The 17,060-nt window shown below is 65.6% G+C and carries 14 protein-coding genes; 7 read left to right on the forward strand and 7 right to left on the reverse strand.

Annotated elements, in window-relative coordinates; translation table 11 throughout:
* Position 1 precedes the first annotated feature (1 nt).
* The 4 genes from K2O51_RS06540 to K2O51_RS06555 form a co-directional block, all read right to left on the reverse strand.
* Positions 2–2,197 (reverse strand): thiamine pyrophosphate-dependent enzyme, encoded by a 2,196-nt coding sequence (locus K2O51_RS06540; RefSeq protein WP_220629972.1) that lies wholly within the window; start codon positions 2,195–2,197, stop codon positions 2–4.
* 161 nt (positions 2,198–2,358) lie between these two features.
* Positions 2,359–3,144, reverse strand: coding sequence for a cyclase family protein (locus K2O51_RS06545; RefSeq protein WP_220629973.1), 786 nt, complete (start codon positions 3,142–3,144; stop codon positions 2,359–2,361).
* Positions 3,145–3,166: 22 nt separating this feature from the next.
* Entirely contained in the window at positions 3,167–3,706 is a 540-nt protein-coding gene (locus K2O51_RS06550; RefSeq protein WP_245001782.1) for a flavin reductase family protein, read from the reverse strand.
* Positions 3,696–4,811 carry an LLM class flavin-dependent oxidoreductase gene (locus K2O51_RS06555; protein ID WP_011301540.1) on the reverse strand — a complete coding sequence of 372 codons (1,116 nt, stop codon included), beginning with the start codon at positions 4,809–4,811 and terminating at the stop codon, positions 3,696–3,698. Before K2O51_RS06555 ends, K2O51_RS06550 begins: the two co-directional genes overlap by 11 nt.
* Positions 4,812–4,922: 111 nt before the next feature.
* On the opposite strand from K2O51_RS06555, the gene K2O51_RS06560 reads away from it, so the two are divergent.
* The 4 genes from K2O51_RS06560 (at position 4,923) to K2O51_RS06575 (ending at position 8,450) form a co-directional block, all read left to right on the forward strand.
* Entirely contained in the window at positions 4,923–5,477 is a 555-nt protein-coding gene (locus tag K2O51_RS06560; RefSeq protein ID WP_011301539.1) for a winged helix DNA-binding protein, read from the forward strand.
* A gap of 471 nt (positions 5,478–5,948) precedes the next feature.
* Positions 5,949–6,263, forward strand: coding sequence for a FeoA family protein (locus K2O51_RS06565; RefSeq protein ID WP_041680328.1), 315 nt, complete (start codon positions 5,949–5,951; stop codon positions 6,261–6,263).
* A gap of 14 nt (positions 6,264–6,277) precedes the next feature.
* A complete protein-coding gene (feoB, locus tag K2O51_RS06570) occupies positions 6,278–8,131 on the forward strand; it encodes a ferrous iron transport protein B (RefSeq protein ID WP_220629974.1) in 1,854 nt (617 codons plus the stop codon).
* Between the two features lie 4 nt (positions 8,132–8,135).
* Positions 8,136–8,450, forward strand: a complete 315-nt coding sequence (locus K2O51_RS06575; RefSeq protein ID WP_011301536.1) for a DUF6587 family protein — start codon at positions 8,136–8,138, stop codon at positions 8,448–8,450.
* A 421-nt stretch (positions 8,451–8,871) separates the two neighbouring features.
* Here K2O51_RS06575 and K2O51_RS06580 read toward each other — a convergent pair whose 3' ends face one another.
* The gene (locus K2O51_RS06580) at positions 8,872–10,215 is read right to left on the reverse strand and encodes a hypothetical protein (RefSeq protein ID WP_049796517.1); all 1,344 of its coding nucleotides are present in this window, start codon (positions 10,213–10,215) and stop codon (positions 8,872–8,874) included.
* Between the two features lie 656 nt (positions 10,216–10,871).
* Between K2O51_RS06580 and K2O51_RS06585 the strand changes: the two genes are divergently transcribed.
* Complete coding sequence (locus tag K2O51_RS06585; protein ID WP_011301534.1) at positions 10,872–11,522, forward strand: OmpW/AlkL family protein; 651 nt, start codon at positions 10,872–10,874, stop codon at positions 11,520–11,522.
* 101 nt (positions 11,523–11,623) lie between these two features.
* Here the strand turns inward: K2O51_RS06585 and K2O51_RS06590 are convergent, their stop codons facing one another.
* Complete coding sequence (locus tag K2O51_RS06590) at positions 11,624–13,111, reverse strand: AMP nucleosidase (RefSeq protein WP_373460902.1); 1,488 nt, start codon at positions 13,109–13,111, stop codon at positions 11,624–11,626.
* Positions 13,112–13,309: 198 nt separating this feature from the next.
* Between K2O51_RS06590 and K2O51_RS06595 the strand changes: the two genes are divergently transcribed.
* Positions 13,310–13,699 carry a GNAT family N-acetyltransferase gene (locus K2O51_RS06595; RefSeq protein WP_041680327.1) on the forward strand — a complete coding sequence of 130 codons (390 nt, stop codon included), beginning with the start codon at positions 13,310–13,312 and terminating at the stop codon, positions 13,697–13,699.
* A 33-nt stretch (positions 13,700–13,732) separates the two neighbouring features.
* Here K2O51_RS06595 and K2O51_RS06600 read toward each other — a convergent pair whose 3' ends face one another.
* Positions 13,733–14,500, reverse strand: coding sequence for an NADPH-dependent F420 reductase (locus tag K2O51_RS06600; RefSeq protein WP_220629975.1), 768 nt, complete (start codon positions 14,498–14,500; stop codon positions 13,733–13,735).
* 224 nt (positions 14,501–14,724) lie between these two features.
* Here K2O51_RS06600 and K2O51_RS06605 point away from each other — a divergent pair, with 224 nt between their 5' ends.
* Positions 14,725–17,037 (forward strand): TonB-dependent receptor, encoded by a 2,313-nt coding sequence (locus tag K2O51_RS06605; RefSeq protein WP_011301530.1) that lies wholly within the window; start codon positions 14,725–14,727, stop codon positions 17,035–17,037.
* Positions 17,038–17,060: the final 23 nt, after the last annotated feature.

The raw sequence follows: 17,060 nt of genomic DNA on the forward strand, positions 1-17,060 counted from the left end.
TTCAGAGTGCGTAGCGCGCGCGGCGGACAGCGTCGCGCTGCTGCAGGAAGCCGATGACGGCATCGCGCAGGCGCTGGCGCAGCTTGTCCCAGCGAGTCGGGTTGCTGACGATCTGCGCACGGTAGAACGACGGGCACAGCACCGCGGCGTGCGAGACCTCGCCGCACAGGCCGCAGCCCACACAGCTGTCAAGCACGGACGCGACCGGGTCGGTGCGCAGCGCGTCAGGGTTCGGCTTGATCGAGAGCGACGGGCAGCCGGACAGGCGGATGCACGAGTGGTCGCCGGTGCAGGTATCCGAATCCACGCCGAAACGCTCGCGCACCACACGCTCGCCATTGGCGATGGCCTTGCGGACCTTCGGCTTTTCTCGGCGCTGCTTGTTGAGCATGCATTCGCTCTGCGCGATCAGCACCTTGGGGCCCTTGGTGCCAGTGGTCAGCGCTTCCTTGAGCGTTGCCTTCATCGACTTGAGGTCATAGGTGCGGCGGATCGTGCGGACCCACTTGACGCCTACTCCGCGCACCGCATCCTCGATCGCATGGCCGGTGCTGCGCGTGTCGTTGTGCGCGGTGGACGACAGGATGTCCTGCCCGCCGGTCGCCGACGTGTAGCTGTTGTCGACGACGATGGTCAGGTTGTCGCTCTTGTTGAAGACCGCGTTGGCGATGCCGCTGGTCAGGCCGTTGTGCCAGAAGCCGCCATCGCCCATCACGGAAATCGCACGCTTGCCGGCCGGCGCGTTGAGCGCGGCTGCGCTGGCGCTGCCGAGACCGTAGCCCATGGTCGTGTTGCCAAGGTTGAACGGGGGCAGGATCGAGAACAAGTGGCAGCCGATGTCGGCGCTCACGTGGTGTTCGCCGATCTCGCGCTCCACCAGCTTCATCGCGGTGAAGATCGGGCGTTCCGGACAGCCGGTGCAGAAGCCCGGCGGACGCGCATGCACGCTTTCATCGACAATTGCCTTCGGCTCCAGCACTTCGGCGGCCACTGGGTCGGGCGTCGCCTGCACGAGCGGGATCACCTTGCGTACGGGTACGGGCTGGGGCAGCGGCTCGATCTTCTCGTACTGCTCCAGGAATGCGCGCAGGCCCTTCAGGACCGTGGCGGTGTTGTACTCGCCGGCCAGCGGCAGCACATCCTTGCCGTGCAGCGCGGCAGTAGTGCCCGCCATGCGCAGGATGTTTGCCGCGTTCTGTTCGATGAAGTTTGGCTGGCCCTCTTCGAGCACGAGCACGGCGCGCTTGTCGGCGCAGAAGCGCTCCCACTCGCTGTCGATCAGCGGGTATGCGACGTTCATGACGTACAACGGAATCTTCGATTCGCCGAACACGTCGGCCAGGCCGAGTTGCTCGAGCGCACGGATCAGCGTGTTGTAGCTGCCGCCCTGCACCGCAATACCGATGTCGGCAAAATTGTCGTCGTCACCGTCGAAGAACTCGTTGAGCCTGCGCGCTTCGATGAACTTCACGGCGGCGGGCCAGCGCTGCTTGATCTTTTCGTGTTCGTGCAGGAAGCTCGCCGGCGGCAGCACGATGCGGCTGACGTCGCGCGTGGGGTTCTCGAGCGCGTCCTGGATCGAGAACCTGGAACGACGATTGTCGGATGCGACGAACTGGCCATGCACATGGCACGAACGCACGCGCAGTTGCAGCATCACCGGCGTGTTGGACGCCTCGGACAGATCGAAGCCGTCCTTCACGGCCTGCACGATGCACGGCAGATTCGGGCGCGGATCGAGCAGCCACATCTGCGACTTCATCGCGAACGCGTGGCTGCGCTCCTGCATGATCGACGAGCCCTCGCCGTAGTCTTCGCCGACGATGATCAAGGAGCCGCCGGTCACGCCACCCGAGGCCAGGTTGGCCAGCGCGTCGGACGCGACGTTTGTGCCAACCGTGGCCTTGAAGGTCACCGCGCCGCGCAGCGGGTAGTTCACCGATGCCGCCAGCGATGCGGCGGCCGTGGCTTCGCTCGCGCTGTTTTCAAAACGGATGCCGTTCTCGGCCAGGATGTCCTGCGCGTCGGCGAGCACGTCCATCAGGTGCGAAATGGGCGAGCCCTGGTAGCCGGCCACATAGGCCACGCCCGATTCCAGCAGTGCCTTGGTCACCGCCAGGATGCCCTCGCCGCTGAACACTTCGCCAGCGCCGAGGCGCAGCTTCTTCACTTCTTCGACAAATGACCGCTCTGCCATGGCCCTTCCTTTTGAGTCTTTCGGGGGAACCGCCCGGCGCACCGCGCCGCGTCTGGCTTCCTATAGTTTAGATTTGAATATATCCAAAATCATAGATTAGGACGGACTGGGACGACAAGGATTTCGTGTTGGGCCTCGCGTTTACCCTAGGAAATGTGCCGTCAGATGGCGTCTGCCAAGAGGGCGAGCACGCGCAGCGGGCTACCGGAGCCGTTCTGGATCTTCAGCGGTGCGGCAACGATCACGGCCCCTGTGGCGGGCAGCTGGTCCAGGTTCTTCAGGCACTGCAGGCCGTATTTGTTGGCGCCGTGCATCAGCGTGTGGCACGGGTACGGCACCGGCCATGCGTACGACTGGCCTGCGTCGGTGTTGATGGTCTCGACGCCGAAACCGTGGACGTCGCGCTCCCGGATCAGCCACTCGACCGCTTCCTGCGTCGGGCCCGGCGTGTGAGCACCGTCTTCGCGCAGGCCGAGGAATTCCTGCGGGTCGGTCTTCTTGCTCCAGTCCGTGCGCAGCAGGACCCAGGCGCCAGCGGGGATCTGGCCGTGCTTCGCTTCCCAGGCCTGCAGGTACGGAACCGTCAGCGTCCAGTCCGGGTCTTCGGCGACCGGGCCGCTGGCGTCGATCACGACTGCCGGAGCGATGAAGTGCTTCGCATCGATCGTATCGACCGAGTTCTGCGCGTGATCTTTGCCGCTGATCCAGTGCACAGGCGCGTCGAAGTGCGTGCCGGTGTGTTCGCCACAGGAGAAGTTGTTCCAGTACCAGCCGGGACCCTTCTCGTCATACTGGCTGATGCGTTCCATCTTGAACGCCCAGACCTGGCCGAACTCGGGTGGCAGGACGAGGGCCGGGAAGTCCGGCGACAGCGTTTGCGTCAGGTCGACGACTTTGACCGCACCGTTGGCCATCTCAGTGGCCAGTTGCATGAGGCTGTTGCTCATGGATGTACTCCTCGTTCGTAGCTCAGTTGGCGTGTTGCGCCAGTCGCGTGTAGCGGCCTTGCCAGTACAGCAGCGGGGCTGGCGCTTCTTGCGCGACGCGGATCTCGCGGACACGGCCGATGATCAGGTAGTGGCCGTGGCGCTCCAGCAGTTCGTCGACTTCGCAGTCCATGGCCACAACTGCATCGGCCAGCACCGGTGCACCGTCGGCCAGCAGTTGCGTCCACGCATCGCTGCCGTAGCGCTCTATCCCGGCTTCACCACCGAAGCCCGTGAAGCGCTGCGCGATCGCCTGCTGCTCTTCCCGCAGCAGGTTCACGCCAAAGCGGCGCGTGCGCTGCAGCAGCTCCGCCGACGAACTCGTTGCCTTCATCGACGCCACCACCATCGGCGGCGTGGCCGAGAACGACGAGACCGACGTCGCCGTGAAGCCGCTGCGCTCGGACTCGTTCAGCGGATCGGCCACCGTCACCACGCTCACCGCGCCGGCGAAGCCGCGCATCGCCTGCTTGAACGATTGCTGCAGCGCCTCCAGCGCCGCCGGCATCTTGTCAGTTCCCATGCTTCGATCCACCGGGCTTGCGCAGCCCGCGTGCCTCCAGGATCGGCAGCACCGTGTCGCGGAAGTACGGGAACTCCTTCACGTAATCCACGAACGACAGCGTCGTGCCCTTGAAGCCGGCTTCGGCCAGTGCGCAGATGCCATCGGCCACTTGCTCCGGCGTGCCGACCAGCGGGAAGCCACCGTGGCCCGCTGCCATGCGGTCGCGGATCAGTGCCAGCAGGTCGTGCGGGAACGATTGGGCATTGGCGAACTGCAGCGCCACGAGGTTGTCCACCGCGGCCCAGTCCGCATTGTCCTGCGCGAAGTGGCGCAGGTAGTCGCGCGCTTCCTGCTCGGTCGGGCGGCACACCACGTGCGAGAACGTCAGCACGTTCACCGGCTTGTTCGCTGCCTTCGCCTTCTGCTTGAGTTCGGCCACTTCCACCTTCGAGCGCTCCAGGTCGATCGCCGGCGTGAACAGGAAGTTCGCGTTGTTGATCGCAAACTCGCGGCCTTCGCCCGAACCCGCAGCGTTCAGGATCGGCGGACGCTCACCATTCCACGGCTTGGGCAGGCCGTAGATGCCCTTCAACTTGAAGTTCGCGCCGTCGTAGTTGAACGCGCCGTCGCGCTCCCAGATCTGCTTGATCACGTCGAACCATTCGCCCGCAAACGCGTAGCGCTGGTCGTGGCTCACCGCCAGGTCCTGGCCCATCGCCTCGTACTCGGGGCGGTTCCAGCCCGCCACGATGTTCAGGCCCGCGCGGCCCTGGCCAATCTGGTCCAGCGTCGCGATCTGCTTCGCGACCACCGCCGGGTGGTTGCACGCCGTGTGGATCGTCGCGAACACCGTCAGGTGCTTGGTCTGCGCCAGCAGCGCCGCCGCCCACGTCATCGTCTCGAGCACCGAGCCGTGGAAGTCCGTCTCGCCGCCGTAGCCGATCCAGCGCGCGATCGGCAGCATGAAATCGATTCCCGCCTCGTCCAGCATCTGCGCCAGCTTCGCGTTGTTCTCCCACGAGTTGTCCCAGCGCTCGCCGATCTTCGTCACCGACATCCCGCCCGAGCAGTTCGTCGCAAACGTCCCCAGGACAAAGTCCTTCGTGTTCAGAATTTTTCTCATGCGTGTCTCCGGCAAAGTAAAATTTGTAAATCGCACGCCGCTTATAGAAAAATGATGCGCGGCTTACATCGCTTGAAATTCAATGCGCCACATTCAGGCGCTTACCTGACAATGACCAAACCCGAGCAGGAATCCGAAAAATCCGAACGCGCCGCACGGCAGCACCGCTGGCATCTGGCCACGGATGATTTCGGCGTCGAGATCACCGATCTCGAATATGCCGTGATGCGGGTTTATCAATCCTTCCTGCGCTGGCAATCCGAATGCCTGGCGGCCGTCACCGGCATTAACCTGAGCGGGCAGGAAAATACACTGCTGCACATTATCCGGATGCACGATCGGCCAAAGACCATTCGCGATCTGGCGCAAATGACCAACCGCCAGGACATCCCGAATATCCAGTACGACCTGCGGAAACTGCTCAAAGCAGGGCTCATCGACAAATACGGTACTGCCCGTACCGGGATTTATTACGTCACGACCGAACAAGGTGTTCGCGTGTGCGAGGATTTCGCTAAGCTGCGCAGCGATATATTGCTGGAATCAGCCCGACCGGAATTTGATTCCAAACCGGACGCCGGCAATATCACGGCCCGCCTGGAACAGCTGGAAAAGGTCTACGAAACCGCCACGCGCGAAATCACCACGTTTCACCGGCGCCGCTAACTGGTTATCGCTTGTACCGACATGAGGCTGACTCCTTGTTGCATGCGCTGTCTCACACACATCAAATAAATTATTACATTGAATTTTTATTTGATTGAATCGTAGCGCATGCGGGCGACCATCGCCAAGGCTTTTGGGGTAGGGGAAAACACCAAGCCCCGCTGACCGCGAGCGGAGCCGGTCAGCCAAAGAGACGTTTACTGCGCCAGGTCGGCCGCGACCGCTTCGCCGAGGGCATGCGGCTGGCCGGAATACGGGTATGCCGGCACGGCCCGCCTTGGGTAACATCACAACTTTTCTACATTGCATGCTGCAATGTGGACTGCAGACCTCCGCTGGCGCACGTTGCCGGCGCATCGGCGCCGACACCATGGCTGAGTTGAGATACAATGAAAACGATTTTCATTTACGTACCCTGGCGCGAGCTTGCTGTCCGTGCGGCTGCAGGTGCGCCTTCGGACTGGAAGCATGATGCGCTTGTCTGAACTTCCGCGGCGCACGCCCGCCGTTGTGCAATCGGTGGACGATGCCGCGCCGAACGACCCGGTTGCGCGCCGCTTGCGCGAACTGGGTTTCGTCCCTGGCGAGGCGGTACAGGTGATCGCCTTCGGCCCCTTCGGCATGGATCCGCTCGTGGCTCAGGTTGGCTTCACGCGCTTCGCGCTGCGCCGCTCGGAGGCCGCCCGCATCGGCGTTGAAGTCGTCAGCGCCACCGTTACCAGCATCGCGCCGGCCAGTGAATCCGCCGGCCAGCCTGATACCAGGGCGGCGCAACGCACCGCCTGAGTTCTCCCGCGAATATGTCTGCAGCTCCTTCTTCCTCCGCCTTGCGTATTGCGCTGGTGGGCAACCCCAACTGCGGCAAGACCGCGCTGTTCAACCGCCTGACTGGCAGCCGCCAGAAGGTGGCGAACTATGCCGGCGTGACGGTGGAGCGCAAGGAAGGCTTCTTCGTCTCGCCGGCCGGCCGGCAGATCCGCATCCTCGACCTCCCGGGCGCATACAGCCTGCACGCGGCGAGCCTGGACGAGGCCATCACGCGCGACATCTGCATGGGCAAGCGCCCCGGCGAGCCGAAGCCCGACCTGCTGGTCTCCGTGGTCGACGCCACCAACCTGCGCCTGCACCTGCGCTTCGTGCTGGAGTTGCGCCGCCTTGGACTGCCGATGGTGGTGGTGCTCAATATGAGCGATGCGGCGGCCAAGCGCGGCATCCATATCGACCGCGACAAGCTTGCGTCGGCGCTCGGCGTGCCGGTCGTGCAGACCGTGGCGATCAAGCGCGAAGGCGCGGCGGCCTTGCTCAGCGTACTCGATGGCACCCTTCCTCCCGCGCCGCAGGCCTTGCCTCCGGCCGATGACCTGGAAGTGCACGCAGAGGTCAACCGCCTGTTGAACACGGCGGTGACCATGCCTGCACGTACAGCCGCGCTGGATGACCGCCTCGATCGCATCGTGCTGCATCCGGTCCTGGGCCTTGTGCTGCTGGCCGTGCTGCTGTTCCTGATGTTCCAGGCGGTGTTCTCGTGGGCCGCGCCGCTGATGGATGGCATCGAGGCCGGCGTGCACTGGTTCGGTGAGATCGTCGGCACGCATATGCCCGACGGCATGCTGAAAAGCCTGCTTGTCGATGGCCTGATCGCGGGCCTGGGCAGCGTGGTGGTGTTCCTGCCGCAGATCCTGATCCTGTTCCTGTTCATCCTGACGCTCGAGGAATCGGGCTACCTGCCGCGCGCGGCGTTCCTGCTGGACCGGCTGATGATGGGCGCCGGGCTGTCGGGGCGCTCGTTCATCCCGCTGCTGTCGAGCTTCGCATGCGCGATCCCGGGCATCATGGCCACGCGCACCATCCAGGATCCGCGCGACCGGCTCACCACGATCCTCGTCGCGCCGCTGATGACCTGCTCCGCGCGGCTGCCGGTCTATGCGCTGCTGATCGGCGCATTCATCCCGCAACGCACGGTGATGGGCCTGTTCAATCTGCAGGGGCTGGTGCTGTTCGCGCTGTATGTGGCGGGCATCGTCAGCGCGCTGGCGGTGGCCTACGCGCTCAAGTATTTCCGCCGCGACCGCACCGACCATCCGCTGCTGATGGAGCTGCCGTCGTATCGCATCCCGAACCCGCGCGACGTGGCGCTGGGGCTGTGGGAGCGTGCCCGAATCTTCCTGGCGCGCGTCGGCAAGGTGATCCTGGCGCTGACCGTGCTGCTGTGGTTCCTGGCCACCTTCCCGGCGCCGCCGGACGGCGCCACGGGGCCGGCGATCGACTACAGCTTCGCCGGCATGATCGGGCGGGCACTGGAGCATGTGTTCGCGCCGGTGGGTTTCAACTGGCAGATCTGCATTGCGCTGGTGCCGGGCCTGGCCGCGCGCGAAGTGGCCGTGGGTGCGCTGGCAACGGTTTACGCGCTGTCGGGCAGCGACGACGTGGTAGCCGCGCAGCTTGCCCCGATGATCGCGCAGCAATGGTCGCTCGCCACCGCGCTCGCACTGCTGGCCTGGTACGTGTTCGCGCCGCAGTGCATTTCCACGCTGGCGGTGATCCGCCGCGAGACCAACTCGTGGAAGGTGATGGCCGCTTCGGCGACCTATCTGGCGGGCCTGGGCTATCTGGCCGCGTTTATCACCTACCGCGTCGCCCTGATGTTCAGCTGACGCCATGAGCCTCTATCACGCCGTCGAAACCCTGCTGGTCCCGCTGATCGTGCTGGCATGCGCGGTGTCGGTGGCATCGCGCTACGCGCCGCGCACGCGCGAGCGTATCAAGGCCGGTCTGGCCGCGCGGCTTGGCGGCCAGGGAGCCATCGGCTGGCGCGCGCGCATGGTGCGCTGGCTGGCGCCCCAGGCCGCGGCGGGTTGCGCCAGCGGCTGCGACGACGGCGGCTGCAATACCTGCGCTTCCAATACCGCCACTGCTACGGGCACGCCGGGCCAACCTGCCGAACAGGTCATCCAACTGGTGCGCAAGCGCTGATTTTCGCGCCCGGACACCCACTTTTCCCCTTCGAATTTGCACGCAGAAACGGGTACGCTCCGTGGCTTTGTCACGTCCGCAGCGGCCGTTCCATGCGACATGCGATGGCCAATTGGCCGCAATGCGGACGCTCGGGCAGTCGCGCTGAGGGCTTTCTCCCTTGCATTCAGGCACGCAGAAACGGGTACGCTTTGCCTGTCTCGCAAGTAGCGACCCTTGCCTTTTGCCTCTCGGGACCAGCAAAAAACGCGCGTTGCGAAGCGTGGGGCCGCAAGGTGCGGATGGTCGCTGGCCGGCACGCAGAAATGGGTACGCTCGTCGTCCGCCCGCTGCGTTTCTGGCACCGTCACCGGCACCCCAAATGCAGAACGCCCTCCACAGGAGGGCGTTCGGTGCTGCGGGATTTTGTGGTTCGTGCTTGTTACTTGACCGTGCCCACCAGCTTCAGCGTCATCAGCTTGCCGTCGGCAACGTTGGTGCAGCTCACCGTCAGCGTGAAGTCGCCGGCAGCCGTCCCCGTCACGAGTTGCTGGTTCGGGCCGACGCCGGAGCCGCCCAGCAGGACCGGCCCGGTCGAGGTCCAGTTCCAGCCCGTGCATGCGCTCGAAGGCGTGTCATTGCCGAAGTTCTTCAGGCCCACGGTCACCGGAATGGGGATACCGAGCATCGTCAGAACGAGCGGTTGCTGGACATCCGGCATCAGCGTCCACTCGGGGTTCTCCACCACGTTGAGGGTAGCGGTCGGCTTCGCTGCCAGCTTGGTGCTGGCAGCCGTCACCGTGAGCGTGCCCTGGGTCGGGCCGGCGCCCTTGGCAAGGCTGGTGCTGACGGTCACGTCGTGCGTACCTGCGGCTTCAGATGCCGACAGCGTCGGCGATGTCGCAACGTACGTCCAGGCGCCGTCGAAGTCCGCGGTCACGTCCTGGTCGTCGTTGCGCAGCACGCGGGCGGTGAACTTGGCCGGATAGCTGCTGAGCACCTGCAGTGCGTTGACCGGGTCACCGTTCTGCGTCGTCACCACGCGGTACGTGGCGCTGCCGTTCTTCTGCACGGTGACGAAGATCACGCCGCCGAGCACGCGGCCATCGGGCGCAGTGACCGACACCGACACATCGGCCGCGGCAGCTGCGGTGGTCGAACTGTTCGACGCCTTCAGCGAAGCGCTGTTCAGGCTCGCCGTGACCTGCACCGCGGAGCCGCTGCTGGACCAGGCCCAGCCGCTGCCATTGGCGGACACGTCGTTGCCGTTGTTGTCGACCAGCGATACCTTGACCGGGAGCGTCTGGCCGTCGGTCATCGACAATGAGGTGTTAGGCACCGACAGGCTGTAGGTCGTGGCCGATGCCGGCACCACAGTAATGGTCGCGGTCTGGGCAGGCAGTTGCACGGTCGAATTGTCGGCGGCCTTGACGGTGGCCACGACTTGCACCTTGGTGGTACCGGTATTGACGCCGGTGACCACCGCATTGCCGACCGTGGCGGTGCTGCCGACAACGGACGCCACGGCGTTATCCATGGACGTCCAGGCAAAGCTTGTCGACGACGTGACATCGTTGCCGTTGCTGTCGACAGCCGCGGCACTGATCGTGATTGTGCGGCCAACGCCGACCTCGGCGGTGGTGATATTCAGTTTTGCTGCGTAGTTCACGGCCGTCGCCGCGGTCGGCGTCGAGCTGCCCGAGCCCCCTCCTCCGCCCCCGCACGCCGCCACGAGGAACGTCGCCGCCGCGCATACGAGCCCGCCAAGCCAAGACCTCGCCTTCATGATGGTTCCCCCTGAGTCATCTATTTTTTCCCGCGCTACCAGACTATGCGGAACGGCGGCGGGGCAGTACCGGCCAGACGGCTGAGCGCTAGCGCACATAGGCGGGGAATCTCATCCTTTGGCAGAGGCTGCGCCGGCCGCCGGCGTCCCTGGCACGGTCAACCACCGCCGGCAACAGGGGTATCCCATCCCTTTGGATCAGAGGGCAATCCCGCACGCGATGGCCGGCGCAACAGGCCGGAAGCAGGGGGAACGGATGGGTAGGCACGCGAAGAAGCGGGAACGGGCGGTACGCCGGCCGCGCCATCAATGGGGCCACGGAAAAGAAAGCCGGTGTGCCCCGCCCCCACGGGGCACACCCGGAAAGACGTCCTTGGGGACGCCCACGACATGCCTGGGACCGGCCGCTACGGCTGACATGAAGCGGCCATGACGCAGAGGTTAAGGCCGCCCTTGGAGCCGCGCCACGAATAAATCCGCATATGTTTAGAAGGTGCCCTCGCGCGTTGCCGATGTCGTCTGCGCGCGCAAGGCGGTTGTGGTGTCATCGCGACGACCCTACACGCGATAGGGTTGGCCTTGTCCGCGGTCAATGTCGTGGCATAGCCGCTCGGCCAAACTGGCGGCGATTTACTACCAGACCAAAGCAAGAAACCATGAACAAGCTCTCTCTCCTGACCCGGGTCGCCTGTACTGCCATCGCCGCGTTTGCCATGTTCGGCGCCGTCTCCACGCCCGCCCTCGCCGCCGACGGCGAGACCCAGGGCAACTGGATGGTGCGCCTGCGCGCCACGTACCTCGACATGGCCGACAAGTCCGATGCCATTCCCGCGCTGGGCGTGCCGTCGGATGCCATCACGGTCAACAACAAGTGGATTCCCGAGCTCGACGTCACCTACTTCTTCACGCGCAATATCGCCGCGGAACTGGTGCTGACCGTGCCGCAGAAGCAGGACGTCTACCTGAACGGCAACCGCATCGGCACCTTCAAGCACCTGCCACCCACGCTGCTCGTGCAGTACCACTTCCTGCCCGAAGGCACGATTCGTCCGTACGTGGGCGCCGGCCTGAACTTCACGCGCATCTGGGGCGCCGACATCGCCAACAACACGCTGCAGCTCGACAACTGGAGCGTGGCACCGGCGCTGCAGATCGGCATGGATTACAAGCTGACCAAGAACTGGTTCCTGAACGCCGACATCAAGAAGGTCTGGCTCGGCAGCGACGTAAAGGCCGGCGGCGAGAAGATCTCGAAGGTCAATCTGGATCCGTGGCTGTTCAGCATGGGCGTGGGTTACCGGTTCTGATCGGGCTCGTCCGAGTCTGCGTGAAACGAAAAAAGCCAGCGCATGAGGCGCTGGCCTTTTTCATTGCGAAGCCGCTGTCCGTACAGTGCGGCGGGAATCGTTCAGCGGAATGCCGGCTCGTCGAAACTACGCAGCTTGCGCGAATGCAGTTGCTCAACACCGTTCTCGCGCAGGATGCGCACCGCTTCGAGACCGATGGTCATGTGCTGGCTGACGCGCTGGCGATAGAACGCATTAGCCATGCCGCGCAGCTTGAGTTCGCCGTGCAGCGGCTTGTCCGAGACGCACAGCAGCGTGCCATACGGCACGCGCAGGCGGAAACCATTGGCCGCCACGGTCGCGCTTTCCATGTCGATGGCAATCGCTCGCGACTGGTTGAAGCGCGCGTACAGTGCCTTGGATTTCAGCTCCCAGTTGCGGTCGTCCGTGGAGACCACCGTGCCCGTGCGCATGCGCGTCTTCATCTCGCCGCCGGACAGGCCAGTCACACGTGCCACCGCTTCCTGCAGCGCCACCTGGATTTCCGCGATCGGCGGCACCGGGACCCACGGCGGCAGGTCGTGGTCGAGCACGTGGTCGTCGCGCACATAGGCGTGGGCGAGCACGTAGTCGCCAAGCTGCTGCGAGCGCCGCAAGCCGCCGCAATGGCCGATCATGAGCCAGCAGTGCGGGCGCAGCACGGCCAGGTGGTCGGTCATGGTCTTGGCATTGGACGGACCCACGCCGATGTTCACCAGCGTCACGCCGAGCTTGTCCTCGCGCACGAGGTGGTAAGCCGGCATCTGCGGCAGCGCGCGGGGACGCACGGCGTCGTCGGGCTCGGCGCCGCCAAGCTGCTGGATGACGTCGCCGGGCTCGACGAAGCGCGTGTAGCCGCTGCCATCGCTGCTGGCCATCAGCGATCGGCCGAGCGCGATGAATTCATCGACGTAACGCTGGTAGTTCGTGAACAGCACGAAACGCTGGAAATGCTGAGGCGCGGTGCCGGTGTAGTGATACAGGCGCTGCAGCGCGAGGTCCACGCGCTCGGCGGGGAACAGCGACAGGGGCCACGCCTCGCCGGGCACCGGTTCGTAGGTGCCGTTGGCAATGGAGTCGTCGATGCGGCTCAACTCCGGCAGCACGAAGGATACTTCGAGTTCGCGCGCCTGGGTATAGCTGATGTCGGTCGTCGAGGCCTCGATCACGAACGGCAGCGGGATCGGCCGGCGGCTGAGGCCCACCACCACGGGCACGCGGTGATAGCGCATCAGCCGTTCGATCTGGTCGCGGTAGTAATCGGCGAGCAGGTCGGGACGCGTCACCGTGGTGCCATAGACGCCCGGATAAGCCACCGTGCCCCATGATGGCCGGCTGTCGGTCACCATGGTTTCGATGTTCACGGAAATGCCCAGGTACGGGTAGCACGCATGCGCCGCCGAAGGCAGCGGCTTGCCGCTGGCGAACGCGTCAAAGCGCGCGCGCACGGCGCTGACCGAAGCGTTGTAGATCTCCTTGATGCGCGCCAGCGCAGCGTCGGCATCGGAGAATTCGGCCAACTGATCGGCCGGGTGGGCAGAAGAGAAGATCGGGGCGTTCATGAAAGCCATCATACCGCGCTGCAGCGCGAGAGGCAGCGGTTGATGCGCCGGCACTGCGTACGTGCGGCGGCAAATTGACGTGTCTGCCCCCGCTCGCTACACTCCGCCAATTGCGCGGCCGGGCTTCCCGTGCCGTACTCGACTCGCGGCACCCCCCGGCAGTGGGGCGGCGAGGGGTTGTACATGCTTTTGCTAGGGGAGCCGCCGATGGAAATCCGTAATGTGTTGCCTGGAGACATCGAGGCCGCCAGGCAACTACTGATCGCCAACGGCTGGAACAACCGCGTAGGCAGCGCCGAACGCTTCGCTCGCCTGGTTGCCAATTCGCAGCGCGTGGTCGTGGCAGTGGATAAGGGTGAAGTCATCGGCTTTGCGCGCGCGCTGTGCGACGACGTTTCCGATGGCTTCCTGTCGATGATCGTGGTGGCGCCCAACTACCGCCGTCAGGGCATCGGCCGGGCGCTGGTGCGCCAGGTCATGGGCAACGATCCCGACATCATCTGGGTACTGCGCGCGGCGCGCTCGTCCGAAGCGGCATTCTTCGGCCAGCTCGGCTTCACGCCGTCGATGGTGGCCATGGAGCGCCGCCGGCCCTGAGCCTGCGGCTCACGCGCTAAAGCTCCTCTCCCTCTACTGCGCGCCCATTTTCCTGCGCATTTCCTCCACGCTTCCGATCTGCCGGAACAGCGGCCCGCCAGGCGCGAATTTATCCGCACTGGCCAGCGGCCCTACCACGACCGGTTCAAACCCCGCATCACGCACAAGCTGCTCCGCCACGCGCAACGCGGCCGCGTCGTCGCCGGCAATCGGCACGGCCACACGATCGCCCTCGCGATGGTGTTCCTTTGCGAAGTTCGCCGCCCCCATGAAGTTGAATGCGCGCACCACGCGCGCGCCGGCCAGGTATTTGCCCGTGGTAATGCCAATGCCGTTGCGCTGCGCCTCGTCGGCAATGGCACCGTCGCGCTGCGCAATCGCATTGGTCGCATCCAGCACGATCTTGCCTTTCCACGCGCCCGCGTTCTGCTCGCTCAGTTGCGGCAGCGCGTTGTAGGGCGTGGCGAGGAACAGCACGTCCGAGAACGCGATGGCGTCGGCCACCGTTCCCGCGCGCGCCAGCGGGCCGAGTTCGCCGACCAGTCTTTTCAGCGACTCGGGATGCCGCGAGGAAAACAGTACCGGATGGCCCGATTTCACCCAGAGGCCACCGATGGTCCCGCCGATCCGGCCCGATCCGACCACGCCGATCTTCACCGGCTGGCCGTTGCCACGACTGCCGGCGCCACCGTCCTGCGCGCATGCGCCAAGGCCCGGCACGGCCAGCGCCAGCATGGCAATGGCGCCGGCACCAAGCAGGCGGCGGCGGCCGGGGTCGACGGCGGGTTCGGTGATCGGCATGGGCGGCTCCTGCTGGTTCGGGATTCGGGAGATTTCGAAGTAGGCAACGCCGGGCGCAACCCCGGGGCCACTTGAAAACTCTAGGCAAAAATGGCGCATAGTGGCGGACAGGCCGCCGCTGCAACTTGGCAGTACCGGACCGCTGGACTAGATTAGGTAGCATTTGCGCCACTCGAAGTCATCCGCGACCGTGCCTGCGCGACGCAGCGCAACAAGGGGACCCCATGGCCCGACGCCGTTGCCGCACCCGTCCGCTGCGGGTGGTGCCGTGCCTGAGCGCGCTGGCACTGTCCGCGCCCGGGTCCGCGGCGGCGCAGCAGGCTACCGGCGAAGCGGCCGCTGACCAGGTCCGCAACCTGCAGGAGGTCACAGTCGTCGCACCCACCCCGTTACCGGGCTTCACCATCGAGCGACAGGCCTTTGCCGGCAATGCGCAAACCGCCACCGACGGCGACCTCGAGCGCGTGAAGGCGCCCAACCTGACAAGCTTTCTGGCGGAGACCATGACTGGCGTAGTGGTCAACGACGCGCAGGGCAACCCGTTCGCGCAGGACCTGCTCTATCGCGGCTACCGGCTGTCGCCCACGCTGGGGTCGGCGCAGGGCCTTTCGCTATACTTGGACGGCGTACGCCAGAACGCCGCGCTGGGCGACGTGATCCAGTGGGCAGCCATCCCCGAAGCTGCGCTCAGCACCATCACGCTGGTGCCAGGCAGCAACCCGCTCTACGGGCTCAATACGCTGGGCGGCGCGCTCGCGCTCCAGACCAAGTCCGGCGAAACCCATCCGGGTGTGGAAGCCGACCTGAGCATCGGCAGCTACGGGCGCGCGCGCCTGGACGTCAGCGCCGGCAAGGCGCTGGGCGACGGCTGGCACGCCTACATGGCAGGCACGGGATGGCGCGAGGACGGCTGGCGCGACCGCTCGGACAGCGACCTGGGCAACCTGTTCTTCAAGCTGGGCCGCTCGACCAGCGGTACGCAATGGAACGTGAGCGTACTGGGCAGCAGCAGCCGGCTGTCCGGCAATGGCCTGACACCGGACAGCCTCTACGCCGCCGATCGCCGCGCGATCTACACCGCGCCCGACGAGACGCGGTCGCGCTCGCTGCAGGTCGTGCTCAACGGTGCGCACCAGTTCAACGCGCAGGACCAGCTTCAGCTCACGCTGTACCTGCGGCAGACCCGCACGCACGCCAACAGCGGCGACATCAGCGATGCCTACCTCGACACCGTGCTCGATTGCCAGGGCCAGGCCGGGAGCGGCGATTGCGAGGCCGACGATGCGCCGCCCAACGCCGTGCTCAACAGCGCCACGGTGCGGGAAACGGGCTATGGGGCCTCGGCGCAGTGGTCGCATGATGGCGATACCCACCGTTTTGCGTTCGGTGCGGCGCTCGACCTGAACCGCTCGCACTATACGCAGACCACGCAGCAGGCCAGCTTCGACAGCGCCCGCAATGCCGTGGCCGATGCCGGCGCGCCGGTAGTGACCCAAGCCGCGCTGGACGGCCGCGACAGCACGGTCGGGCTGTTTGCCACCGACACCATGCGCCTGCTGGAAGGCACCTTCCTGACGCTGGCGGCGCGGTGGAACCAGGGCCGTCGCCACACGCTGCTCAATCTCCCTACGCAGTCCGACGAGAGCTTCACCTACTCGAAGCTAAACCCTTCCGTTGGCCTCACGCACCGGTTGCTGGACCGGCTGGTGGTGTTCGGCTCGGCGTCGCAGGGCACGCGCATGCCGACGGCCATCGAGCTCGGCTGTGCCGATCCCGCCAACGCGTGCCAGCTTCCCACCGGATTGCAAGCGGACCCATTTCTGCGCCAGGTCGTCACCCGCACGCTGGAATTTGGCGGACGCTGGCAGCCCGCCGATGCCACCGAGGTCACGCTGGCGCTGTACCGCAGCGACAACCGCGACGACATCGTGTTCCAGCGCTCTCCGGTCAGCCCGCTCGGGTACTTCTCCAACTTCCCCAAGACCCGCAACGAAGGCGTGGAACTGGGGCTGCGCCAACGTCTTGGCCGCCTGACACTGCGCGCGGGCTACAGCTACACGCGCGCGACTTACCAGGCGCAGGGCGAGCTGCAGACGCCGTTTGCGGCGCCCGTGGCGGTACAGCCCGGCACGCGCATGGCCGGGATCCCGCTGCACAGCTTCAGGCTCGGCGCCGACTGGCGCGCCACAGCGGCGCTCAGTGTCGGCGGCGACCTGCTGGTGTCGTCGTCGCGCCCGGTCGCCGGCAACGAGGACGGCGCGCTGAGCGCGCAGAACCCGGCGCTGTCCGATACCGGCGGCTACCTGCTGCTGAACCTGCGCGCGAGCTGGCAGTTCTCGCCGCGCTGGCAGGTCTATGGCCGCATCGACAATGTGTTCGACCGGCGCTACGCCACCTATGGCCAGGCCGGCTATAACCTGTTCGCAGGCGGATCGCTGCTGCAGCCGGGCGCGGCAGTGCCGGTGGAGCGCTTTGTCGCGCCCGGTGCGCCGCGCCTGTTCCTGGTCGGCGTGCGCTACGAATGGGACGGCCGCTGACCGACGTTGCCCGATTCACGTGA

It is taken from the genome of Cupriavidus pinatubonensis, assembly GCF_019602855.1.
Lineage (GTDB): Bacteria > Pseudomonadota > Gammaproteobacteria > Burkholderiales > Burkholderiaceae > Cupriavidus > Cupriavidus pinatubonensis.